The organism is Paraburkholderia phenazinium (genome assembly GCF_900142845.1).
GTDB classification, from domain to species: Bacteria; Pseudomonadota; Gammaproteobacteria; order Burkholderiales; family Burkholderiaceae; genus Paraburkholderia; species Paraburkholderia phenazinium_A.
The window spans coordinates 76,013-98,387 of record NZ_FSRU01000001.1 but is presented as its reverse complement, the minus strand read 5'-3'; the positions used below and the strand labels follow the sequence as shown (position 1 = coordinate 98,387).

Annotated in this window: 22 protein-coding genes; 10 read left to right on the top strand and 12 right to left on the bottom strand. The window is 61.1% G+C overall.

Annotation, left to right across the window (positions count from 1 at the left end):
- The first annotated feature begins 17 nt into the window (after positions 1–17).
- A complete protein-coding gene (locus BUS12_RS00490) occupies positions 18–2,612 on the top strand; it encodes a penicillin-binding protein 1A (RefSeq protein ID WP_074293736.1) in 2,595 nt (864 codons plus the stop codon).
- 16 nt (positions 2,613–2,628) lie between these two features.
- Here the strand turns inward: BUS12_RS00490 and BUS12_RS00485 are convergent, their stop codons facing one another.
- Positions 2,629–3,405 (bottom strand): NAD(P)H-dependent oxidoreductase, encoded by a 777-nt coding sequence (locus BUS12_RS00485; RefSeq protein WP_074293735.1) that lies wholly within the window; start codon positions 3,403–3,405, stop codon positions 2,629–2,631.
- Between the two features lie 85 nt (positions 3,406–3,490).
- Here BUS12_RS00485 and BUS12_RS00480 point away from each other — a divergent pair, with 85 nt between their 5' ends.
- Positions 3,491–4,381, top strand: a complete 891-nt coding sequence (locus tag BUS12_RS00480; protein WP_074293734.1) for a LysR family transcriptional regulator — start codon at positions 3,491–3,493, stop codon at positions 4,379–4,381.
- 156 nt (positions 4,382–4,537) lie between these two features.
- Here the strand turns inward: BUS12_RS00480 and BUS12_RS00475 are convergent, their stop codons facing one another.
- The 4 genes from BUS12_RS00475 to fabV form a co-directional block, all read right to left on the bottom strand.
- On the bottom strand, positions 4,538–4,999 hold the full coding sequence (locus BUS12_RS00475; RefSeq protein ID WP_074293733.1) for a RidA family protein: 462 nt from the start codon (positions 4,997–4,999) through the stop codon (positions 4,538–4,540).
- A gap of 60 nt (positions 5,000–5,059) precedes the next feature.
- Positions 5,060–5,626, bottom strand: coding sequence for a DinB family protein (locus BUS12_RS00470; protein ID WP_074293732.1), 567 nt, complete (start codon positions 5,624–5,626; stop codon positions 5,060–5,062).
- Between the two features lie 39 nt (positions 5,627–5,665).
- On the bottom strand, positions 5,666–6,424 hold the full coding sequence (cobF, locus tag BUS12_RS00465; RefSeq protein ID WP_074293731.1) for a precorrin-6A synthase (deacetylating): 759 nt from the start codon (positions 6,422–6,424) through the stop codon (positions 5,666–5,668).
- A gap of 88 nt (positions 6,425–6,512) precedes the next feature.
- Positions 6,513–7,709 carry an enoyl-ACP reductase FabV gene (gene fabV / locus BUS12_RS00460; RefSeq protein ID WP_074293730.1) on the bottom strand — a complete coding sequence of 399 codons (1,197 nt, stop codon included), beginning with the start codon at positions 7,707–7,709 and terminating at the stop codon, positions 6,513–6,515.
- Positions 7,710–7,855: 146 nt separating this feature from the next.
- Between fabV and BUS12_RS00455 the strand changes: the two genes are divergently transcribed.
- Entirely contained in the window at positions 7,856–8,308 is a 453-nt protein-coding gene (locus BUS12_RS00455) for an NUDIX domain-containing protein (protein ID WP_074296923.1), read from the top strand.
- Positions 8,309–8,428: 120 nt separating this feature from the next.
- Complete coding sequence (locus tag BUS12_RS00450) at positions 8,429–9,403, top strand: C45 family autoproteolytic acyltransferase/hydrolase (protein ID WP_074293729.1); 975 nt, start codon at positions 8,429–8,431, stop codon at positions 9,401–9,403.
- Positions 9,404–9,425: 22 nt separating this feature from the next.
- On the opposite strand, the gene BUS12_RS00445 is transcribed toward BUS12_RS00450, so the two are convergent.
- From BUS12_RS00445 to BUS12_RS00435, 3 genes are all read right to left on the bottom strand, one after another.
- Positions 9,426–10,934, bottom strand: coding sequence for a cysteate racemase (locus tag BUS12_RS00445; protein ID WP_074293728.1), 1,509 nt, complete (start codon positions 10,932–10,934; stop codon positions 9,426–9,428).
- Positions 10,931–12,214 (bottom strand): dicarboxylate/amino acid:cation symporter, encoded by a 1,284-nt coding sequence (locus BUS12_RS00440; protein ID WP_074296920.1) that lies wholly within the window; start codon positions 12,212–12,214, stop codon positions 10,931–10,933. The genes BUS12_RS00445 and BUS12_RS00440 overlap by 4 nt, the downstream gene beginning before the upstream one ends.
- Positions 12,215–12,430: 216 nt before the next feature.
- Positions 12,431–13,339 carry a LysR family transcriptional regulator gene (locus BUS12_RS00435; RefSeq protein ID WP_074293727.1) on the bottom strand — a complete coding sequence of 303 codons (909 nt, stop codon included), beginning with the start codon at positions 13,337–13,339 and terminating at the stop codon, positions 12,431–12,433.
- Positions 13,340–13,968: 629 nt separating this feature from the next.
- Between BUS12_RS00435 and BUS12_RS00430 the strand changes: the two genes are divergently transcribed.
- Complete coding sequence (locus tag BUS12_RS00430) at positions 13,969–15,141, top strand: porin (protein ID WP_074293726.1); 1,173 nt, start codon at positions 13,969–13,971, stop codon at positions 15,139–15,141.
- A gap of 101 nt (positions 15,142–15,242) precedes the next feature.
- On the opposite strand, the gene BUS12_RS00425 is transcribed toward BUS12_RS00430, so the two are convergent.
- Positions 15,243–16,268, bottom strand: a complete 1,026-nt coding sequence (locus BUS12_RS00425) for an FUSC family protein (protein ID WP_171991565.1) — start codon at positions 16,266–16,268, stop codon at positions 15,243–15,245.
- On the opposite strand from BUS12_RS00425, the gene BUS12_RS00420 reads away from it, so the two are divergent.
- Positions 16,252–16,815 carry a MarR family winged helix-turn-helix transcriptional regulator gene (locus BUS12_RS00420; RefSeq protein ID WP_216352685.1) on the top strand — a complete coding sequence of 188 codons (564 nt, stop codon included), beginning with the start codon at positions 16,252–16,254 and terminating at the stop codon, positions 16,813–16,815. The two genes, BUS12_RS00425 and BUS12_RS00420, sit on opposite strands and share 17 nt — an antisense overlap.
- A gap of 22 nt (positions 16,816–16,837) precedes the next feature.
- Here BUS12_RS00420 and phnX read toward each other — a convergent pair whose 3' ends face one another.
- Positions 16,838–17,641 (bottom strand): phosphonoacetaldehyde hydrolase, encoded by an 804-nt coding sequence (gene phnX / locus BUS12_RS00415; protein ID WP_074293723.1) that lies wholly within the window; start codon positions 17,639–17,641, stop codon positions 16,838–16,840.
- A gap of 100 nt (positions 17,642–17,741) precedes the next feature.
- The gene (locus BUS12_RS00410; protein WP_074293722.1) at positions 17,742–18,947 is read right to left on the bottom strand and encodes a 2-aminoethylphosphonate--pyruvate transaminase; all 1,206 of its coding nucleotides are present in this window, start codon (positions 18,945–18,947) and stop codon (positions 17,742–17,744) included.
- Positions 18,948–19,064: 117 nt separating this feature from the next.
- Between BUS12_RS00410 and BUS12_RS00405 the strand changes: the two genes are divergently transcribed.
- From BUS12_RS00405 to BUS12_RS00390, 4 genes are all read left to right on the top strand, one after another.
- Complete coding sequence (locus BUS12_RS00405) at positions 19,065–19,922, top strand: LysR substrate-binding domain-containing protein (protein ID WP_074293721.1); 858 nt, start codon at positions 19,065–19,067, stop codon at positions 19,920–19,922.
- A gap of 202 nt (positions 19,923–20,124) precedes the next feature.
- Positions 20,125–20,340, top strand: a complete 216-nt coding sequence (locus tag BUS12_RS00400; protein WP_074293720.1) for a hypothetical protein — start codon at positions 20,125–20,127, stop codon at positions 20,338–20,340.
- Positions 20,341–20,642: 302 nt separating this feature from the next.
- The gene (locus BUS12_RS00395; protein ID WP_074293719.1) at positions 20,643–21,035 is read left to right on the top strand and encodes a VOC family protein; all 393 of its coding nucleotides are present in this window, start codon (positions 20,643–20,645) and stop codon (positions 21,033–21,035) included.
- 45 nt (positions 21,036–21,080) lie between these two features.
- Entirely contained in the window at positions 21,081–21,500 is a 420-nt protein-coding gene (locus tag BUS12_RS00390; protein WP_074293718.1) for a hypothetical protein, read from the top strand.
- Between the two features lie 33 nt (positions 21,501–21,533).
- Here BUS12_RS00390 and BUS12_RS00385 read toward each other — a convergent pair whose 3' ends face one another.
- On the bottom strand, positions 21,534–22,316 hold the full coding sequence (locus BUS12_RS00385; RefSeq protein WP_074293717.1) for an SDR family NAD(P)-dependent oxidoreductase: 783 nt from the start codon (positions 22,314–22,316) through the stop codon (positions 21,534–21,536).
- Positions 22,317–22,375 lie beyond the last annotated feature (59 nt).

Here is a 22,375-nt window from a genome sequence, read left to right as displayed (position 1 = left end):
AGTCCTGCCGCAAGTGGATGGGCCGGCTGGCGCGTGTATTGGGGGCTGGGTTTCGTCTCGTGATCGGGCTGATCCGCTGCGCCGCGCGTCTGCTTCAGCCGCTGCTGGCCACGGCGCTGTTTCATCTGCGCCATCCGACGCGGCGCGGCGTGCTGCTCACGCTCGCTACGCCGCCTGCGCTGGTGCTGCTGTATGTGATTGTGCTGATCCCTTTCACGCCGAGCATCAGCGACATTCGCAAGGCACGGGTCGATCAACCGGCGCAGATCCTGTCGGCAGACGGCAAGCTGCTGGCCGAATTCAAGCCCTCGAACCGCGAATGGGTCGCGCTGTCCGATATCTCGCCGCACATGGTCGATGCGCTGATCTCGACCGAGGACCACCGTTTCTATCAGCATCACGGCATCGACTGGCGGCGGACCGGGTCGGCGGCGCTGCATACCTTCGGTGGCGACCGTCAGGGCGGCTCGACGATCACGCAGCAGCTCGCGCGCAACCTCTATCCCGACGAGATCGGCCGTGCGCCGACCTTGACGCGCAAGGTGAAGGAAGCGATCACCGCGCTGAAGATCGAAGCGGCCTACAGCAAGGACCAGATTCTCGAAACGTACCTGAATACGGTGCCGTTTCTCTACAACGCGTACGGCATCGAAATGGCCGCGCGCACCTACTTCGGTAAATCGGCCGACCAACTGGACATTCTGGAAAGCGCCACGCTGACCGGCATGCTCAAGGGCAATAGCTACTACAACCCGGTGCTGAACCCGGATCGCGCGCTGGAGCGCCGTAACACGGTGCTCGCGCAGATGGTCAAATATGGCCGGCTGACGCCCGCGGCTTACGACACGCTCAGGCGCAAGCCCTTGCGCGTCGACTTCGAACGGCAGATCGAGCCACCTGGGCCCGCGCCGCACTTCGCGCAGCAGTTGCGTAAATGGCTGATCTCGTGGGCTGACCGCAACGACTACAACATTTACTCAGATGGACTAATCGTTCATACGACGATCGATTCGCGCCTGCAGTCGATGGCGACCGCGGCCGTCGCGTTGCAGGGCAATGCGTTGCAGTCGATCGCGAATAACGCGTGGAGCGGACGATCGGGCTGCGCGCCGGGCAACGATCTCTTCAAGACCTTCATCCGCGAGACGCAGGACTATCGGGCCTTGCGCACGGCAGGCCAGAGCGACGACGATGCGCTCCAGCATCTCAGCGCGGACCGGACGTTCGTGCGCAACCTGTGCCATGACAAGACCGAAGTGCAAGCGGGCTTTCTCGCCATCGATCCGCGCAACGGACAAATCAAGGCGTGGGTCGGCAGCCGCGATTTTGCCGATGAACCGTTCGATCACGTTCAGCAGTCGCGCCGTCAACCCGGCTCGACTTTCAAGCCGTTTGTGTATGGCGCCGCTTTCGCAGACGGCGCGAAGCCGACGGATACCTTCATCGATCAGCCCGTCGAAATCGCGCTGAAGGGTGGCGAGATCTGGCGTCCGAACGACGACGTTGCGCCGAGCGGCAAGCCGATGACGCTGCGCGATGCGCTGGCGTATTCGCGCAACCGTATCACCGCACAATTGATGGAGCAGGTTGGACCCGACAAGGTGGTGCACCTCGCCCGCGCGATGGGCGTGCGCGACAGCACGCTCGAGGCGGTGCCGTCGCTCGCCTTGGGCACGAGTCCGGTGACGATCAAGGAGATGGTGTCGGCTTACAGCACGATCGCGAACGACGGCATGTATCTCGAACCGCGCATGGTGACGAGCATCGAGGACCGCAATGGCAACGTGCTCGCGCAGTTTGAGCCCGCGTCGCCGGAGCGGGCCTTGCCGGCCGCGGCGGACCGGACGCTGATCGATGTCATGCGTGATGTCGTGAATCGCGGCACGGGCGCGGCCATCCGCTCGCGTTTCGGCATCCGCGCGGATGTGGCGGGCAAGACCGGCACCACGCAGGACAATGCGGACGGCTGGTTCATTCTGATGCAGCCGCAACTGGTGGCGGGCGCGTGGGTCGGTTTCGACGACGGACGTGTCACGCTCGGCAGCACTTATTGGGGCGAAGGGGCGCATACCGCGCTGCCGATCGTCGGTGACTTCTATCAGCGTGCGCTGCGTGCGCGGCTGATCGATTCGCGGGTCCGTTTCGACACCGAGGTGCAGCCAGGTGTGTTCGACCAGTTCCGCGACAAACTGCATGCGTGGATCACTTATCTGTTCGGATCGAAGCCGCAGACGCCGGCGCCTGCCGCGCCGGTTCGTCGCGTAGTGCCGAAGCCTGCGCCGGGTGCGCAGATTGCGCCGGTTGCGCCCGCGGCGTCGCAGGCATCGGGTGTCCCCGCTGCATCCGGAGCCTCAGTGCCGCGCGAGTTGCCGCCTTTGCTCGGTGCGCCTCATGAGGCCGCATCGGGGCCTGTGGCTGCGTCGAGTGCGGGTATGGGCGGATTGCCCGCCTCGGCGGCTGCGGTGCCGCCGGCGGCGCCGACCTCGGCCGGCGAGCGGCCGGCTGCCACGCAAGGCAGCGGTGGATTCCCGTCCGAAGAACCGGGTTCGACACCCACGCCGACGCCTGACGTGCCGGAAGCGGCACCCGATACGGGCGCGGAAAGACCGTGAGCTCAGGCGCCCGAACTTACGCGACGTGAACAGCGAAGCCGACCTGATCCGTTGCAACGTCAGGCCGTAGCGTGAGTGCCGGGATCTCGTATGCGCCGGCGTTCTGCGGGCGAAACGCGATCGGCTGGGTCTTCCCGAGATCGTCGAGACGTTTTCCGAGTTCGGCGCACGTCCTTGCGAACCGTTCGGAGTCCATGCGACCGGTCCGATAGAGTACGAACGGCGGCAGGACATCGAAACCGGGGTAGTACAGCACGCCGTGGTGGATGGGGAACAACAGATCGTCGATCGGCCCATTGATTCCGCGTGGACCGTAGTGCGACTCCCATCCGCCCGCGGTGACGACCAGCATCGCACGCTTGCCTGCCAGCGTGCCTTCACCATAGCGGTCGCCCCAGCGAACGTCGGAGTGTTCGCCGACGCCGTAGCCAAAACCATACGCGTAGACGCGTTCTACCCAGCCTTTCAGAATCGCGGGCATCGAGAACCACCACAGCGGAAACTGCAGGATCACCGTATCCGCCCATCGCAGCTTGTCCTGTTCGCGTTCGATGTCTGCGCTCTGCAGCCCATGTTCGAACGCATGCTTCGAGTCGGCTGCGGGATCGAAGCGCGCGCCGGCCTCGTGGACCGTGCTGTCGTTCGCGTCGAGCACCGCTTTCCAGTTCATGGTGTACAGATCCGATACCTGCACGACGTGGCCCGCCTCCTCGAGGCGGTTGATCGAGAAATCCCTGAGCGAGCCATTCAATGACCTGGGCTCAGGATGGGCATAGACGAGAAGAACATTCATGGCAGGACCTCTGTGGATAGATGAGGGCAGGATAGGTCCGGCTCAGGTATATTGGAAATGAATATCCAATATTGCAGGTATTGCCATGAATAATCTAAGACGGCTAGACCTCAACCTGCTGGTCACGCTCGATGTTTTGCTTTCCGAGCACAATGTGACGCGTGCAGCAGAACGCCTGAACTTCTCTCAACCTTCGGTGAGCGTTCATCTCGCCAAACTGAGAGATATCTTTAACGACCCGCTGTTGTTACCGGGGCCACGCGGTATGCGACCCACGGCGCGAGCCGAAGCGTTGCGCGAACCCTTGCGGCAAGCATTGGAAGCGCTCGAACGCACGGTAGCACCAGCGAGTCCGTTCGATCCCGCCACGGCAAGCAACACGTGGCGTGTCGCCGCCGCCGACTACGGCGAATCGACCATCCTGCTGCCGGCCATCTCCGGCTTGCGTTCGGTGGCGCCGGGCACGCGGCTGGGCGTCGTAGAAGCGTTTCCGTCGCGAATCGCGAAGCAGGCCGAGCAGGGGGAAATCGATCTCGCCTTTCATACCAGTGAGGACGCGCCTGCCGGACTGCATCGGCGGGTACTCTTTGCGGAGCGCTATGTGCTGGTGGGCCGGGCCGGTCATCCGGGCCTGAAGCGCCGACCGACGCTCGCGCAATTCTGCAAACTCGAGCATGTGATTGTGTCGCTGGACGGCCCCGGGTTTCGGGCCGTGACCGACGACGCGCTCGCAGAGGCCGGTCTTACGCGCCGGGTCGTGCTCTCCGTTCCGCACTTCCTGTTCATGATGAAGGTTCTGGCGAGCACCGACCTCGTAGCAATGCTGCCTTCGCGCCTCGTCGACACCCCTGCGTTACGCATGGTCGAACCGCCTATCGAGGTGCCGGGCTACGAGATGGCCATGCTCTGGCATGAGCGCTCGCATCGCGATCCGGCGCATCGGTGGTTGCGGGAGTACATTGCAGATTCGCTGTGACACGCGCTGCTATCATTGATTGAACCGCAAACGAATCGCCTCGATTGAGTAGACACGGTGATGAACGCCCCGATTCCCGATGACGCCAAAGGCCACGGTGATGTGCCGCGCGACAGCCAACCTGCCGCCCACCCTCAGCGGACTCGGGCGGCAGTATCACGGTGCGGCGGGCGCGTTGATGGGTGTGTGCGGTGTTGACGAGGACGAGGCCGGGCGCCGGAACCTGTCCCAGGGAATTTCCGCGATCGCGGCGATCTCGATCATCAACTCAGGACGGTACAGGCGCTCGACCTGCACCGTGGTGGTCACCGGATACGGTTCGGCGAAGAACGTCTTTCGAATATCCGCCGCGTGCATGAAGGCGTCGATATCCGTCGCGTAGTGAACGAGCGAGAGGATGTCGGCCATCTCCCCACCCATCGCTGCGAGAACATCGCGAATGTTGTGCAGAACCTGGCGTGTCTGCGCGCGCATATCGTTGGCGCCGACAACCTGTCCGTGCCGATCGAGCGATACCTGGCCCTTCAGATGGACGATCTGGCCGTCGCCCTGAATGACGGCCATCGAAAACGCGCCGAACGGCGACCACACTTCGGGTGGGTTCACTGCCTGGATCATTGTCGAACTCCGATGACGGAGGATTGTCTTGCCGATACCGTCGCCCACCACCTTTAGCGCTTATTGCCCGGGATGAACGACCTCTGGCAATGACGCTGCTTGGCCCTGGAGCCGGCGCGAAGGTTCGCTTCTATGCAGATGCACGGCGTAGGTGTCCCATGGCAATTGAATGCTTTGCTCGGATGCGCTGGACACCTGCTTCAGGATTCGCCCGACCTCGCCGCGGTGATAGCCGCCATGGGTCACGACATGGGTCAGCATCTCGTCGCGCGTCATATACCCCTTGTCGCCGTCGGTGAAGACAAAGGGTACCGATTCGGACAGCATGGCCGGCGTCACCGTTCCTACGTAGTCGAGGTACCACTGATCGGTCGACGCGAGATCGGCGCGCAGTTCCGCCAGCTCCGGGGTGCCTGGCGTGTTGTCCGCCGGGAAGCGATGAGGTTCGCGCATGAGGTGCGCCGCGAAGATCTTGTTCACCACCAGACAATGATTCATCAGCCTGATGGTCTGGTGCAGTTCCGTCGCATGACGCTCCGCGCTCAATCCATTCATGGAATCCAGCAATTCGCCGTTCGCCCACGCCTGATAGCGGAACATCTTCAGCAGTAATTCACGTGCATCCATGATGGCAATCTCCTGATCTGAATAGTGTGTCAGCGAAACTTAGGCAGGCCTGCGCAGCAGATAAGTATCCATGATCCAGCCATGGGTGCGGCGCGCCTCCGCCCGGACACGTTCTATGTCGTCCGCGACGTCCCGCAGCTTTCCGGAGATCAGGATCTCGTCGGGCGTTCCCACGTAGGCACCCCAGTAGATATCCAGATCCTCATCGACAAGCTTCCGGTAGGTATTCTGCGAGTCGAGCATCACGACAACGCTGTCCACGTTGTCCGGGAAACCGTTGGCGATTCCGCGGCCGTTGGTGATTTCTACCGAGCGCCCGATCAGATTCAGCGGCACTCTGTGGCGGGCGGCGAGCGCCTGGACACTGCTGATGCCTGGAATCACCTCATAGTCGAAGGCGTGCTGTCCACCATGGGCAATGGCCTCGACAATGCGTATCGTGCTGTCGTACAACGACGGGTCGCCCCAGACGAGAAACGCACCACATTCGCCTTCGCGCATCTCGTCGGCGATCAGGTGTTCGAATATCCGTTGCTTGTCGCGATTCAGTTCGTCTACGGCCGAGGTGTAGTCGCCGTCGTCGCGTCTGCGCTCGGGGCTCGTTGCTTCGGCGATGCGATAGTGATCGTGCGTGACGAAGCGCTCGATGATCTGCTTGCGCAGGGCAACGAGTTTCTCTTTCACGGCGCCTTTGTCCATGACGAAGAACACGTCTGCCCGATTGAGCGCGTTGATCGCCTGCACGGTCATGTAGTCGGGGTCTCCCGCGCCAATCCCGATGATCAGAATTTTTTTCATCGCGCACACTCCTGTTCAGGCATTGCGTCTGCTTTTAGCAGAAGCAATGCCTCGTACCGCCGCAGGGCGGCACATGATCTGCAAAAACCTAGACTTGAACCACGTGAGGAATCTGTACGTCGGGATCGACCTCCGCGTCGTAGTCTACGCCGTCGATCTCGAAGCCGAACAGGCGTAGAAACTCCGTCTTGTAGCCGGCGAAGTCGGTGAGCGTGTAGAGGTTCTCGTTCGTCACCTGGTCCCAGAGTTGTTGGACCTCGGCTTGCACTTGCGGATCGAGCTCCTTGTAATCTGCGCGCAGACGCCCTTCGTCATCGAGGTGCGGCGCGTTTCCGTAGAGACTGTCCTTGTAGAGTCCGTAGACCTGCTCGATGCAGCCCTCGTGCGTGCCCTTTTCCTTCATCACCTTGAACAGCAGCGACAGGTACAGCGGCATCATGGGAATGGCCGAGCTCGCCTGGGTAACGACCGCTTTCAACACGGAGACGCGCGCATCGCCGCCCGTGCGCGCCAACTTCTTGCGAATGCCGACCACCTTCTGGTCCAGGTCCTTCTTCGCCGCGCCAATGGAGCCGTTCCAGTAGAGGTCGTGGGTGATCTTTTCGCCGACGTAGGTAAAGGCGGTGGTCTTTGCGCCGTCGGCGAGCACGTCGGCTTCAAGAAGCGCATCGATCCACATCTGCCAGTCTTCGCCGCCCATGACCGCGACGGTATTGTCTATTTCGGTTTGCGTTGCCGCTTCGAGCGCGGTCTCCCGGACGACTTCCTTGTCGGTATCGATGCCGCGCAAGGTGACGGCTTTGCCGATAGGCTTGAGCGTCGAATTGAACACTTCGCCGGTCCTGGGATGCGTGCGCCGCGGCGATGCAAGGCTGTACACGACCAGATCGATCTTGCCGAGATCGCGCTTGATGACGTCAATGGTCTGTTGTTTGAGCGCGTCTGAGAATGCGTCACCGTTGATGCCCTTCGCGTACAAACCCTTGTCCGTGGCGATCTTTTCGAACGCGGCGGTGTTGTACCAGCCTGCGGTGCCCAGCTTGGTGTCGCTGCCGGCCCGTTCGAAGAACACGCCGAGCGTAGCTGCGCCGCAACCGAACGCGGCCGTGATGCGGGCGGCCAAACCGTAACCGGTCGAGGCGCCGATCACCAGGACTTTCCTGGGACCGTCGGCAATGGGACCGCTGGCGGTGACGTAGTCGATCTGTTCCTTGACGTTGGCCTCGCAGCCAACAGGATGGGTGGTCACGCAGATGAAGCCACGTACGCGCGGTTTGACGATCATGAAGACCCCTTTTGTGAGGTGTCGGGACGGACGGTTGTTCGAGGGCGGAAAAACGTGGGTATTGTAAAGGAGGTGGGGTGGGGGCACCTGGGGGGCGGAAGTTCGTGGTCTACAATTCTGCGGTCGCGAAACATCACACTACTACCATGCACAACGAAAGCTACCTCAGTTGGCTGCGCAAACGCGTCGGCCCCGGATTGATCCTGAGCCCGTCGGTCGCGGCGATCATTCGCGACACAGAGGGACGCCTGCTGTTGCAGGAGAAGTCGTCAGGCGAGGCATGGAGTCTGCCGGCCGGCGGCATTGAGTTGGGCGAGAGTCCGCAGGAAGCGATCACCCGGGAGGTGATGGAGGAGACCGGCTACGAGGTTCGCGTCGGACGCATCCTCGCTGTGTATGGTGGGAGCGCGTTTCGCTATACGTATCCGAATGGTGACGAGGTCGAATACGTGGTCACGCTGTTCGAATGTCAGATCGTGGGCGGCTCGGGCATTCCAACAGATAACGAAACTAAATCGACGCGGTTTTTCCACCGCGATGAGATGCCGCCGCTAGCATTGCCCTATCCGATGGATGTGCTGTTCGGCGAGGAGCGTTAGCGCTGGATGGTTTAAGCGGGTGACGGGCTAGCACTCCCGTTCAAGGTTAAGCTAACGCCATCATGCCAACGAGACCTTGGGTCTCAAGCCAATCCGCAGCCGAGACCCAGGAAGCGTCGCATGCACAAGCGCTACGTTGTCACGCAGGAGGATCGACCGGGCGAGGCCTGGCTGGCGCGCTTTAACGCCGGCCGCGAAGCCGCCGAGCGTTGGTACAGAGGCGAGTGCCGTACCGCGCCGCCAACTGCGACTGAATGCCGACTAGCGTTGCAGCGTCATATGCCGGAACTGCTGCCGCACTACGACGAGGCCTGCGCTCTGGTTGGCGACGATGAAGCGGCTCACTGCCTGTTGAGTCACTATCGCCCTGCGCTTTCTCCGATGGGTTGCAGCCAGGCGGTATGGCTCGGCGAAGGCGGCCCGGCGTTGATTCGCAACATGGACTTCCCGCTCGACATGATCACCGAGCGTTTCGAATTGACGGCATGGTCGGGAAAACGCGTGATGGCCAAAGCGCAACGCCCATGGGGCGGCTGCCTCGACGGCATGAACGAAGACGGACTGGTCGCGAGCCTGACAGCCGGAGGCGGCCAGTCGCAAGGCTTAGGATTCTCCGTCATCCTGATGTTGCGCTACGTGCTCGAAACCTGCCGCCGCGTGGACGAGGCCGTTGAGGCGCTGAGTCGTATTCCGATTGCGCTTTCGCAAAACGTGACGCTGCTGGATCGGTCGGGCGCATACGCTACCGTGTTTCTTGGCCCGGACCGTGCGCCGGTTGTATCGCGAGTAGCGGCTTGCACAAACCATCAAGAGACGCCGCCTCAACCGAGGGCGGGTAATACGAGCGCCGAACGCTTGCAGACCTTGCTTGCGGCGCTGGATGAGCCTGCCATGGCGTTGGCTTCGTTGATTGCGCGTTTCCTGGAGCCGCCGCTTTACTCGCGGCGTGTCGGGTTCACCACGGCTTATACCGCTGTGTATCGACCCGCGGAAGGGCGCGTCGACTATCTCTGGCCGGGGAGAAGCTGGTGTCAGCGATTCGATCGCTTCGTGGCCGGGGAGTACGTGCATGATTTCGGCGAGCTTGAGACGTAGCGCTTTCTACGAACATCGGGAATTACCGGGTGCAGGCATCCTTGGCGCTGTCGATCAACGCATTCGCTAATCCGATTTCACCGCGAGCATACGCCACACACCGCCTCGCAAGAATCTCCGTCGGATCAACAAGATTCACAACCCCACCGCCGCCCGAATACATCTTCCCTTCGGGCAACAACAACGGCAACTCAGTACACCCAAGAAGAATCACCTCAACACCGCATTCGCTCAACTCATCCACGGCCGCAGTAACATCGCCGATACACTCACCCGCCAGGAACCCCGCCTTCACCCCATGTTCGCCATAGATCGCATTCATCACCCGCGCCTGCAGCCCATCACTCGGCACGACCTGTCTGAGCCCGTGCGCCTCCAGCGCCTTCCGATAAACCCCACTCATGATCGTGCCCGTCGTCGCCAGCAGTCCAACTTCGCGCAGATCGGGAAACGCCGCCCGCAGATATTCGACGCTCACGGTCAGCATATTGACGATCGGCACATTCAGGTACGGTTGAATCCGTTCGACGAACGCATGCGCGGTATTGCAGGGAATCGCGATGATGTCGACATCCCCCGCTTCGAGCTTCTTGCACGTCGCATACAGCGATACCGTCGGATCCGGACCATCACCGAGCAGGTTGTCCGTACGATCCGGAATCTGAGGATTCTGCTCGACCAGTAGTTTGATGTGCTCCTGGTCGCGTGTCGCGGGCGTGCTGCGCACCAGCTTCTGCATGAAATCCACCGTTGCGGCGGGTCCGACACCACCGACCACACCAACCTTGAACCCCCGTTCGCGGCTAACGCATTGACCCGCTACCGCGTATTGGGCGTACACAAGATTCGAATCGACGATGGGTACGCAAAGCGTCCCTATCCGATCCACCACGAGGCCAATCTCCGTCATGCCGGGGAGAATCAGTTCCGCACCCTGCGCGATCAGATCCAGGCAAGCTTCACGCAACAGTTCCACAGGCTTACCTTCAAACCTACCGCTCTTGATGCCGCCGTCCCCGTAAACCGCCTCGGTGACAAAATCAACCCCACCGACGGCGCTCCGAGCCGGATGCAACACTTCAAACTCCGGCGCACCAAAATACCGCTCAAACAAACGCTCATCACGAATGTAGTCCGACGTCAGCACCCCCACTCGCCGCACCGAAGGAAAGCAACGCATCACATACTCATGCAATGCATCGACCATATCGACGATCTGCACCGACACGTTCTCCTGCAATTCCCCCATGAACGTATGGCTCAAAAAGCACGGCAGCAGAACCGTCGTGACGCCGCGCTTTTCGAAGTCGCGGATCATGTCGAAGATATAGAGCTTGCGCTCCGTCGTTGCGGCGCGCGATGCGCTCGCGTTGCGAAACGGATGCTGCTCGAACACGACGTCGAAGTGTTCAGCGTCTGTACGCACCGGGCTTGCCTGAATCAGCTTGAACAGCACATCTGCACCGGCGAGCGGCCCAAGCCCGCCGATTACACCAAACACTCGCCTGGCTGGTAACGTCCGTGCTGTCATTGCACTTCGCTCTGAAGTTGTTCGAACTCCGTAATAGCAGCGGCGCTGACGTCGCTGCGACGCGTTTCCCACTTTGCAATCACCGCGGTCGCCACGCTATTGCCGATCACGTTCGTCATTGTGCGCCCCATATCGAGAATCTGGTCGATAGCAAGGACCATCACTACACCCTCGGCGGGCAAATGGAACAGCGGCGCAACAGCGGCGACCACTACGACCGAGCCGCGCGGCACGCTGGCCATGCCCTTGCTGCTCAGCATCAGCACCAGCAGCATGAAGATCTGTTGCGACAGCGGCATGTCGATGCCAAAGGCCTGAGCGATGAATATCGCCGCAAACGACTGATACATCATCGAACCGTCGAGGTTGAACACGTAGCCGAGCGGCAGCGTAAAGCCGACCACCTTCTTGTCGACGCCGAACTTCTCGAGTTGCTCGGTCAGGCGCGGATAAGCGGCTTCACTGCTGGCGGTCGAAAATGCCAGCATGGCCGGTTCGCGCACCGCCTTAAGCAGCGCTCCCACCTGCTTGCCCAGAAACAGATAGCCGACGCCAACCAGCGCCGCCCACAACAGGACCAAACCCAGGTAGAACGAACCAATCAACTTGCCGTAGGTCAGCAATACGCCCAGACCACGCAGCGTCACTGCCGATGCAATCGCCCCAAACACACCGAACGGCGCGACGCGCATCACGTAGTCCGTGAGCCGCAGCATCACGGGCACCATGCCGTCGATCGCTTGCACGACCACCTTGACGCGCGCATCGTGCTTTAGCGCGCCCAGCCCCAGGCCGAAGAACAGGGAGAACACGAGGATCTGCAGGATGTCGTTGCGCGTCATCGCGTCGAGCAGACTGGTCGGAAACGCGTGCGTGACGATGTCCTTGAAGTTCAGCCCGGCCGTATTGAGTCCGGTGTTCACATCGCTGCCGCTCGCCACCATGTGCAAGCCGGCACCCGGTTGCAGGGCATTGGCGAGCACGAGCCCCAAGGCGAGCGAGACCAGCGACGCGCAGACGAACCACCCAACCGTGCGTAGCCCGATACGGCCGACATCCTGACCGCTCTCCATGCCCGCCAGGCCCGAAACGAGCGTGGCGAACACCAACGGCGCGATGATCATCTTGATGAGCCGCAGAAAAATATCGGTGATGATCGAGAAATTGCCGGCCATGGCTTTTGCTGCAGCGGCGTCGGGGGCGCTCGCGTGGCACACGTAACCGGCGACGACGCCGAGTACCATGCCGACGGCAATATAGAGCGTGAGGCGATTTTTCATAATGGTCCCTTTCTTCGTCGACCAGTCCAGGTGTCCTTCCGGGCACATCCTCCTTTAGCAGGAGACGTGCGTGCGCTTCGTCTTTCCGTAGGCGTGGATCACCGTACGGAGAAGACTTGGACGGATACTAAAGACGACAGAAATGAACGTGATGCGGCCTTGACATCGCGCTATGCGGCAGCCGCATAGGTCGCGGAGACGGGCATTCGCCGTGTGTCAGGCCTCGGTGCGGGACTCCAGATACTCCCAGAGGTCTTTGAGCAGTGGCATGTCGTTGTTTCGATCGCGGTACAGCCGCAGTTGCAGATCGAGTTGCCAGGTGCGATCGCCGGCGGCCACGAGCGTGCCGCTAGCCAGTTCGGCTTCGATCAGGCTCCGCGGCAGCCACGCGATGCCTTCGCCATTGAGCGCGAGTTTCTTGAGCACATCGGCCATGTCGGATTCGAAGTGCGGAACCAAGGCGGGATTCTTGCTCGCGCGATGCAGCAGCAGATGCAGGCAGCGGGCGAAGTAGGTGGTGGCGCTATAGCCGATCAGCGGCAGCGGACGCCCCGGCGTCCCGGGCAGCCTGAATGAGGGCGTTGAGCGCTGGCTCGGCGCGCACACCGGCAGGAACACGTCGCGCCCGACGGTGAGGTGAGGGTAACGTGTGGCGTCCAGGTGCAGGGGCAGGTCAGGGTGCTCATACGCGAGCATCAGTTCGCAGTTGCCGTTGACCAGCATCAGAATCGAGTCGTGCACATTGGTCGGCACGATGCGCACCCGCAGCCCGCTAAAGCGGCTTTGCAGCGATTGCAGCCAGTCGGGGACAAAGCCAACCGAAAGGGCGTGACCGGCGGCGATCTGCAGTCCTGTTCCCGGCATGCGTTGCTCGCTGCGAATGATGGCGCGCGTGTCGAACAGTTTGCCGACTATATCTTCGGCGGCTTCCAGGAAGAGCCGGCCCGCTGGCGTGAGCGTCGGCGGGTAAGTGCTGCGGTCGATCAACTCAGCGCCAATCCACTGTTCGAGCGCCTGAATGCGCCGGCTGAGCCCGGACTGGGTGACGTTGCGCAGTTCGGCGGCTCGCGAGAAGCTTTGGTGCTGCGCGAGCGCGATGAAATCCTCGATCCACTTGATTTCCACGTTAGCTCCTAGACAGCGTGTGAACCGGCCGGCGCCTGGCAGATGCCAAGGCGATCGATTCTAGCGTCGCCGTTTTTTGTCGCCAACCCGGAGCGCGTGCATGGCGCGGCAGCACCTCACCATTAATCAGACGCAATGGCGGGCACTGCGACGGCCTTCAATAGTCATGCTGGCAATCAATTAATACCCCCGCGGAGAATGAATCGTCCGTCGCGAGGCAATGCTCCGCTTGAATGAATATTTGACGCCGGCAGTATCGGGATGTGGGAAGAGAATTCGCCGATCAACGCCCATTCATCAGATGGATCGGCATGTGGCAATCAACCAACACAGGCCAAAAAAACAATTAACAAGGGTGAGTCAAATTGCCTCTTGCCCTTTCCACATATAGCCTGCAGGTTTTTCAACTTTCTGAAAATTAGAATTTCAATATGAATCGATCTTTTAACATCGCGCCATCATATATATTTGCGCCGCAGTAGCCGATCGAACCGGATGAAATCAGGTGGTGTGTATCCGGAAGATATTTTCCCCGGGAAAAAGGCTTCAAACGGATTCAAACGTTCGGTTCGCGAGTGAACTCGCAGGATAGCAAATCCAGACCAGTATCTTTACTCGGATAAATTTTCATGAAAAAAACAATTCTTGCCTTAGCTTCTCTCGCGGCCATGACGTCGGTCGCTCACGCACAAAGCAGCGTCACGCTTTATGGCGCGATCGATACGAGTATTGCCTACTTCGGCAACCAGCAAGGTGCGAACCACTCGGGCGGAACGTTCCAGTTGGCCGCCGGCAATCTGTCGCCGAACCTCTGGGGTTTGAAGGGCACGGAAGATCTGGGCGGTGGTCTGTCGGCCATCTTCAAGCTGGAAAGCGGCTTTAACGTCGACAACGGCCGCCTTGGTCAGGGACAGCGCATGTTCGGCCGCACCGCAATGGTCGGCCTGTCGGGCGAGAACACGGGCACGGTGACTCTCGGCCGTCAGTACGATCCGCTGATCGACCTGATCCAGCCGCTGACGAACGACGACACCTTCGGCCCGACCTTCGCGACGCCGGGCGATATGGATAACTACGACAATAGTTATCGGACCAACAATTCGATCAAGTACACCACGCCGAACTATGCGGGGCTGCAGGCATCGGCGATGTACGCGTTCGGCGGTGTGCCGGGCAGCACGGCAAGCGGTCAGACGTACGCCGCCGCGCTTGCGTATAACCACGGTCCGTTTGGTTTCGCCGCGGGTTACTTCCACGCCAACAGCGACCACGGAACCGCCGCAACGTTCGACGGCCTGAACCCGGATGCGACGAGCTTCGCTGTGGATTCGGAAGCCATTACCGGCGGGTTCGTGTCGGCGAACTCGATGCAGATCATTCGCGCCGCAGGCGACTATGTGTTCCGCAATTTCACGTTTGGCGTGTCGTATAGCAACGTGCAGTACAACAACTACACGACGTCGTTCGGCAACCAGAACAACACGAAATTCAACACCGGTCAGGTCTACGTGAACTATCAGCTGACGCCCGCGACGATCGTCGGCGCAGGCTACGACTACACGAAGGGCAACGGCAACAACGTCACGGTTGCGTATAACCAGTTCAGTCTCGGCGCCGACTACTTCCTGTCGAAGCACACGGACATCTACGTGCTGGCCGGTTACCAGAAGGCATCGGGCAATACCATCAGCGCAACGTCGGGCGATGTGGTGGCCGCGGTCGCGTCGATGGGCGACTTCGGCAACGATGCGTCGACCAACAAGCAAGCGATGGGCATGGTCGGTATCCGTCACAAGTTCTAAGCTTGCGCCTGGTGGTCCACACGAGGGCATCTGCATAAAAAATCCCGCCTGCGTGTCTCAGGCGGGATTTTTCATTGTGCGGATCGAGAATACTAACGGCGCTAGCGGCCCGGCAAGAGTTGAGGTGTTGCGAGCCGCCTCAAGCCAAAATTGGTGGCAACCACCAAGGCGACGCCAAGCAGGGTCGCTGCCAGGCGATCGCGGACCACACCGCCATCGAGCGGTTCGATGCTACCCAGGATCAAGATGACGAGCGGCGTCATCACCGTTGAGTAGGCCAGATAGTTGCTGACTTTTAGCAACGGTCGCGCGGCCGACAGCAGCGCGATTGCCAACGCCAGACCAAAGCCCGACGGTCTGTGTGCGAGGAACAGACTGGCGGCCAATACGCCGCATGCAGTGCCGATTGCACGTTGCGTCGCCTGAATGGGAAGTACCTCGATCTGACGACGAATCAATATCGCCACGGTGAGTGTGATCCAGTAGAAGTGATGGTGTGGCCATAACGCGCGCAACCACCACGCAGCACCAAAACATAACGCCAGCCTGAGTGTGTATTGCCAACCGGACAAACGGGTTAGCGATTTTCTCCATCTATTGAATCGTTGGGTGGCCGTCGGGGGCATCCCGGCCGTCGTAAGTGGCGCGTGAGTGCTGCCGGCCAGGTCAGTGCGCCGCCGCACGCGCTCCACTGTGCCAAGCAGGAGATTCAACATCGTTGTCCATAAAGCGCCTGTTGCAATCAGAGCGAGCAGGTCGACAGGATGCGAGGTTGCCGCCACCGCGTGGGACACCATGATCAGGAACAGGATAAAGCGCGTCGTGGCGACGGCCAGCGGTCTGCTATACCCGCCGATTGCCGCCGCGAGGCAGGCCAATGCCATCACGCCCGCATCGGTCTGCCAACCCTGCCCCGCTAGAAGAGTCGCCGCAACGGAAGCGAGGGCGGCGGGCGTAAGAACCCAAGCGAGTTCTTTTACTTGAGTGCGGAGGCTTGACGTGGTTCCCACGGCGCCAATCATCAGACTGCCAAGCGATGCCGCCAGGCCCAGAGAAGGGTGACCCGCTGCTGTCGCAAGCAGCACGGGTCCTGCCATACCGACGCTAGCGATGACCGCATCGATCAATCTCACTTCGGTGTCTGTCGACCAGCGCAGCGCTTCGACGAGATGTGCCTTTCCGTTCATTGAGCGTGACTTCCTTCGTGAGGTGCGACGCTTGATTAATGATACGCAAAGCGTACTATATCGTCGTATGAAAAGCGAACAGACAACCTTGATCTTCCGCGGCGTCATGGCGCTTGGGAGGCGCTTGCGCGCGGAACGGCCGCAGGGGGCGCCGAGTCTTCCGGCAATCAGCATTCTCGGCACGCTGCGCCGGCTCGGGCCTATGCCGGCGCGGCGACTGGCGACCGAAGAGCGGCTTCAACCGCAGTCGCTCACGCGTCTGATTGGCGACCTGGAGTCAAAGGGCTGGATTGTGCGAACGCGGAGCGAGGTGGATCGGCGTGAAATTTCCATCGAGCTCACCGCGCTCGGCAAAGCGGTGTTTGCCGAAGATATGCGGGCTCGGCGTATCTGGCTGGAACATGCTATCGCGACTACGCTGACCGATGCGGAGCAGGCGGCGCTGATAGACGCGTCGGAAGCGATGCTCAAATTGAGCCGGCTGTAGTGGTTGAGGCTTTCGCACGCCCTTAAGGCCGCTCCCCACGCGCCAGCCTACCCTCGATGTCATACACCACCGGCATCAGATCCGCGACACTATCAACCACATAATGCGCACCCGCGGCGGTCAACCGTTGCGCCGCTGCTGCACGCAGCCGCGTAAACTCATCGGCGGGCAGCGCCTTCACATCCGCTTCGGCCATACCGAACGCATTGCCGCTCACGGCCACGCCCACCGCCCACGTCCCACCATTGATGCCTTCTTCAATGCCCACTTCGGTATCGTCGACCTTGATCGCATTCTTTGCGAGCCACACGCCGAGTTGCGGCAATGTCTTGTAGATCATGTACGGCGAAGGACGCCCTTCCGGCGTATCTCCGGTGCAAACGAGGCTATCCGGCGAAAACCCCTGCGCCGCCGCGCCCGGCGTGATTTCGGCCATGATCTCGCGCGTATAGCCGGTCGTCGTGCCGATGCGGATGTCCTCGGAACGCAAGGCCGTCGCAACCTCGGCGACGCCCGGAATCACCTGGCTATAGCTCGCTGCCACCTTGATGTTCTTCGGAACGAAGACGTCATAGATTGCATCGATATCCTGCTCGCCTGGCGCGTGGCCGTACTTGTCCGCCCAGGCTTGAGCCACCCGCGGCAGCGCCATCAGCGCCGCGATATGCGGACGCTTGGCCATGCCCATCGGTCCGCGCGCTTCGTCGATGGTGATCGAGACGCCGAACTGCTCAAACGTTTCGACAAACGCGCCCATCGGGGCGAGCGAACCATAATCGACCACGGTACCGGCCCAATCGAAAATCACCGCTTTTACGTGCTTCATTGACATCACATCCTGAGAAGTATCCCGGCGACGACGCGCTGTCTGTTAGCCGCCATTTGCCGTTGGTATCCTGCCGTGCGCCTTGGCGCGCCAGCCGGTTTCAAACCTGTTGCGCCAACAACTGACGTTCTTCGAGCGCTACACCCGGCGGAGCCGCGTGCTCGACACCCATCGTGCGCAGCGCTTGAGCGCACGCTACGACGACGCGTCGCATGACATCCGCATCCACCTGGCCGATGCAACCCACGCGGAAGCTGTCCACCACCGTCAGCTTGCCCGGGTAAATGATGAACCCCTGTTGCTTCATCAAATCGTAGAAGTGTTCGAAACGGAACGCGGGATCTGCGGGCGCAAAAAACGTCACGATGATCGGCGAGCGCCAGTGCGCGTCGAGCAGCGGTTCGAATCCGAGTTCGTGCATGCCGGCGACCAGCACGTCGCGGTTATGCGCATAGCGGGCCAGCCGGCCGGCTTGTCCGCCTTCGAGCGCGTGCAGCCGGAGCGCCTCGATAAACGCCGCGACGGTGTGCGTGGGCGGCGTGAAGCGCCACTGCCCCGTGCGGTTCATCACGTCCCATTGGTCGTACACGTCGAGGCTCAGCGAGTGACTGCGGCCCTTAGCCTCGAGCAACGCGCCCTTGCGGGCGATGACAAAACCAAAGCCCGGCACGCCTTCAATGCATTTGTTCGCTGAAGAGACAAACGCTTCGCACTGCAGATGCCGTACGTCGAGCGGTACCGCGCCGAATGCGCTCATCGAATCGATCAGCAGCTTGCGGCCCTTCTTCGCGGTCGCTGCGGCGATCTCTTCGATCGGGTTAAGAATCCCCGAGCTCGTTTCGCAATGCACGGCGACGACGTGCGTAATGCTCGGATCGGCGTCGAGCATGCGTTCGACTTCGCTGCCGCGCGGCGGCAGGTAGTCGCCCTTGTCGAGCACCGTGTGACGGCGTCCCAGATAACCGAGCGTGGTCGCGATGCGCTTGCCGTAGGCGCCGTTGGCCAGCACGAGGGCGTGTCCGTCGCGTGGGACTAGGCTGCCCAGCATGGCTTCCACGCAGTAGCTCCCACTCCCCTGCAGCGGCACGCAATCGTAGTTGCCCGCGGTATCGCCGGCGATCTCGAGCAGGCTGCGGCGAAGCTGCGTCGTCATCGCGCGGAAATCGCCGTCCCACGATCCCCAGTCGCGCAGCATCGCTTCCTTGGTCGAGAGCGCCGTCGTGAGCGGTCCCGGCGTCAACAGATACGGCTCGCCTTTCGCGGGCGCGGCGCACGAGGTAACGGATGAGTCGACTGCGGTGTCCATGCTTGCACGTCCAATGAAGGTCTCAGTGCTTGCCACAGTATAGAAATCAGGAGCATCGGTAAAATCGATATAATCGATGTCAATATCAGTGAAACTTATCAATGGGGCGAGGCGCAGATGCAATACGCGCAATTGCGGGCGTTTCACGCGGTCGCGGAACATGGCGGGTTCTCCAAGGCGGCGCAGGCGTTGTCGCTGACGCAGCCAGCCATTTCGGACCACGTGCGGCGGCTCGAGCAGGATTTCGGGGTCAAGCTCTTCGAGCGCGGGCCGCGCGGCGTCGAGCCGACCGAACTCGGCCGCCGTCTCTTCAGCGTGACGCGGCAGATGCTCAGTTGCGAGCGCGAGGCCCGGCAATTGCTCGACTCGGCGAGCGGCCTCGAGTCCGGCACGCTGTCGCTCGCGGCGGACGCGCCCGATCTCGCCGTCAAGCTGATCGGCGCGTTTCGCAAGCAGCACCCCGGCATCGTGGTGACGCTGTCCATTGCGAATGCCGCCGAGTGCATGCAGCGCGTGCTGTCGAGCACCGTAGACGCAGCCATCACCGCCGCGCCGCAGGTCCACAGCCGGCTCGAGGCGCGGGTGTTGCGGCGCGATCCGCTGGTCGCGATGGTGCCCGCCACCAGTCCGATCGCGAAGAAGCGCAAGCTGACCTATGCGGAATTGGTGCAGCAGCCGGTGATCTTTCGGGAAGCGCAATCGGTGACGCAGCAGTTGCTCGAAATCGAGCTGGTGCGGCAGTCGCTACAGGTCGAGCCGGTGCTATACGTGGACGGCCGCGAGGCGCTCGAAGAAGCGATTGCGCAGGGCATGGGGGTGGGAGTGATCGCGTCCGCGGAATTCAACGAGTCGCGCCGCATCAGAATGATTCCGCTGCAGGACTGCCAGGTCGAGATGATCGAGTCGCTGACGCGGCTCGCCGAGCGGCCCGCATCGAACCTGCTGAACGCGCTGTTCGCGACTGAGCTCGGTTAGCGGTTTCGTATGGCAAATGTAATCCCGCCGCACGGCTGGGATTTGACAATGTTTTACAGCTTTGCCAATTCTGAGATGCTATTGTCGTCCGGGATGGCAAGCGGCGATCGGCCATCCGCGTGAGTCATGAGCGTGCAACCGCAACGCTCCTTGATAGCGGCGAAGTAGTTCATATCGACCTTCAACATATACGGTGATTGTCATGGGAATTCTGGATACGGTAGGTGAGATTGCAGGCGCAGTTGCGGCAGTGGAAGCAGCTGAGAAGGTCGATCCGGATGCTGGGCTGCTGACGAAGGGCATCGCCGCAGTCGCCGGGTTCAAAGGCGCGGGCGCGCTGGAATCGCTCGTCGAAAAGAAAGAAGACGAGAGCGGCGAGCAAGCGTCCGACACGGACAACGCTGCACCGCAAGCCTGAGTTCACGTTGTTTCCAGGCCAGTCGTTCAAGCGGCTGGTCTGGCGTCATATCCTCACGCCGCTACATTCGTAGAGACTACGTTTCTTCCCGTTTGCCTGGTCTCCTGCGGCCACCGCCTTACCCTATCCCCTTTGGTTCAGTTCTTCGTCGTCGCCAACGCGCGGTGATTGAACTCGGACGCCATATACTGCTTTAGACTGTGCGTCGGTCCGTATGACCTTACCCGCGATCCGACGGACCCGCTTCCACACGAGCCGTATTTCTACGTATCGCACCACCGTAAAGTGCAGTTGGAGGTTTCATGCCCATTCTCGGCTTCGCTCACTACAACTTCCGGGCGAGTCGCCCGATGCTCGATACCCTGCGTGATTTTTATATCGAGGTGGTCGGCTTGCGACTCGGTCCTCGACCGCCGTTTCAGAGCTTCGGTTACTGGCTCTACATCGGCGAGCGCGATGTGCTCCACCTCAGCGAAGCGCGCCCGGACGAAGTGCGTCCCGCCCAGGTGATCAATACGTTCGACCATGCCGCGTTTGCCTGCAGTGACCTGAGCGCGTTCGAAGCGCGGTTGAACGAGTTCAAGATTCGCTATCGGCGCGGCCACGTGCCGCTGACCGGTCAGCAGCAGTTGTTCTTTTCGGATCCGGCGGGCAATGGGGTGGAGTTGAATTTCGCGGAGAAGGACGTGTCGTGAGTGCACGTCACTAAGGCATTCTCGAAGTCGGACAACGAGGTCAGCATGGACGACGCATGGCAATTCCAGGTCAGAATCACCGCTTCCGCAGCGCTTGCCGCGAGCTTGCGCGGCGATCCCTCGTCTGGCACGTACGCGCCGCTCGGCGATGTCCTGCGCAAATACCATGCGTCCTTGAAGTGCCAGTTCGATGCGTTCGCGGACTACGTCAGCGAGGCCGAAAGAGTCGGCCCCGAACATTACCCGCTGTATCACTGGACCCGGGAAACCATCGAGAAGCCGAAGAAGAAGGCTCGCTATCTGCGATCTTTCACGCTGTATGTCGACGGCGAAGAGGTCTACAGCAAAGCTATTGCGGATGCGCTGCAGGCGGAACTCAACGCGTTAGTCGGCGCTGGTGGAATAGAAAACGTGGTCAAGTTCGATACCAATCCGGCAAACAGCCCGCAACCTCCCGCGCGGTAGCGGTAGAGAGCCGCTTACGCAATCCCGCAAGCCTCAGCGGACATGCGGAATCGACACGCCTCCATCGACCATCAAGGTTTGCCCGGTAACGAAGCGCGCTTCGTCCGTGGACAGCCAGACGGCGACATCGCCCACCTCATCGGGAAGCCCTACGCGCCGAAGCGGCGTGAACGATGAAATCAACGCTTCGTTCTCAACCCCGCCGGTGCGTTCAAACATAGGTGTCCTGATGGCGCCAGGATTGATATTGTTGATGCGGATGTTGTGCGGTCCATATTCGATTGCCACGGCGCGTATCATCGCGTCCAGCGCGCCCTTGCTGGCTGAGTAAGCGGTGGATCCGACGCACGCACCCTTCGCCAGAAACGACGACGTATTGACGATCGAGCCGCCTTTGCCGATGCGCAGCATCGCAGCGATCTCGTACTTGATCGACAACCATGCGCCTTTGAGATTGATGGCAATGACTTCATCGAACTCCGCCTCCGTCATTTCTGTAATCGGCGCGAAGTTGCCTTCGATCCCGGCGTTGTTGAACGCGGCGTCGAGGCGTCCATAGCGTTCGACCGTCAGATCGATCAGCGCCGTCACCTGATGCGCTATGGAGACGTCTGTTGGAACTGCGAATCCGTCGCTACCCGTTTCCTTGACAAGCCGAACGGTCTCTTCGATCTCTGTGCTGCGCCGTCCGGCAACCACCACCCTGGCGCCCTCCTGGGCGTAGGCCACGGCCGCGGCACGGCCTATGCCGGTTCCGGCTCCGGTGACGAGCGCGACTCGGCCTTCAAGGCGACGTTTGGTGAACGATTGCGACATGCTCTCTCTCCGCCAGGATCAGGATTTCGGTGTCGACCAGACTCTACAACATTGGCCAA

Excerpts from the sequence above, each read along its gene's own strand:
- BUS12_RS00395 (WP_074293719.1), top strand. The coding sequence starts at position 20,643 with ATGCCCATTCTCGGCTTCGCTCACTACAACTTCCGGGCGAGTCGCCCG.
- BUS12_RS00470 (WP_074293732.1), bottom strand. The coding sequence starts at position 5,626 with ATGGATGCACGTGAATTACTGCTGAAGATGTTCCGCTATCAGGCGTGG.
- BUS12_RS00480 (WP_074293734.1), top strand. The coding sequence starts at position 3,491 with ATGAATAATCTAAGACGGCTAGACCTCAACCTGCTGGTCACGCTCGAT.
- BUS12_RS00390 (WP_074293718.1), top strand. The coding sequence starts at position 21,081 with ATGGACGACGCATGGCAATTCCAGGTCAGAATCACCGCTTCCGCAGCG.
- BUS12_RS00410 (WP_074293722.1), bottom strand. The coding sequence starts at position 18,947 with ATGGACACCGCAGTCGACTCATCCGTTACCTCGTGCGCCGCGCCCGCG.
- BUS12_RS00490 (WP_074293736.1), top strand. The coding sequence starts at position 18 with ATGGGCCGGCTGGCGCGTGTATTGGGGGCTGGGTTTCGTCTCGTGATC.
- BUS12_RS00405 (WP_074293721.1), top strand. The coding sequence starts at position 19,065 with ATGCAATACGCGCAATTGCGGGCGTTTCACGCGGTCGCGGAACATGGC.
- cobF (WP_074293731.1), bottom strand. The coding sequence starts at position 6,424 with ATGAAAAAAATTCTGATCATCGGGATTGGCGCGGGAGACCCCGACTAC.
- phnX (WP_074293723.1), bottom strand. The coding sequence starts at position 17,641 with ATGAAGCACGTAAAAGCGGTGATTTTCGATTGGGCCGGTACCGTGGTC.
- BUS12_RS00430 (WP_074293726.1), top strand. The coding sequence starts at position 13,969 with ATGAAAAAAACAATTCTTGCCTTAGCTTCTCTCGCGGCCATGACGTCG.
- BUS12_RS00385 (WP_074293717.1), bottom strand. The coding sequence starts at position 22,316 with ATGTCGCAATCGTTCACCAAACGTCGCCTTGAAGGCCGAGTCGCGCTC.
- BUS12_RS00450 (WP_074293729.1), top strand. The coding sequence starts at position 8,429 with ATGCACAAGCGCTACGTTGTCACGCAGGAGGATCGACCGGGCGAGGCC.
- BUS12_RS00485 (WP_074293735.1), bottom strand. The coding sequence starts at position 3,405 with ATGAATGTTCTTCTCGTCTATGCCCATCCTGAGCCCAGGTCATTGAAT.
- BUS12_RS00420 (WP_216352685.1), top strand. The coding sequence starts at position 16,252 with ATGACCGCATCGATCAATCTCACTTCGGTGTCTGTCGACCAGCGCAGC.
- BUS12_RS00400 (WP_074293720.1), top strand. The coding sequence starts at position 20,125 with ATGGGAATTCTGGATACGGTAGGTGAGATTGCAGGCGCAGTTGCGGCA.
- BUS12_RS00440 (WP_074296920.1), bottom strand. The coding sequence starts at position 12,214 with ATGAAAAATCGCCTCACGCTCTATATTGCCGTCGGCATGGTACTCGGC.
- fabV (WP_074293730.1), bottom strand. The coding sequence starts at position 7,709 with ATGATCGTCAAACCGCGCGTACGTGGCTTCATCTGCGTGACCACCCAT.
- BUS12_RS00455 (WP_074296923.1), top strand. The coding sequence starts at position 7,856 with ATGCACAACGAAAGCTACCTCAGTTGGCTGCGCAAACGCGTCGGCCCC.
- BUS12_RS00475 (WP_074293733.1), bottom strand. The coding sequence starts at position 4,999 with ATGATCCAGGCAGTGAACCCACCCGAAGTGTGGTCGCCGTTCGGCGCG.
- BUS12_RS00445 (WP_074293728.1), bottom strand. The coding sequence starts at position 10,934 with ATGACAGCACGGACGTTACCAGCCAGGCGAGTGTTTGGTGTAATCGGC.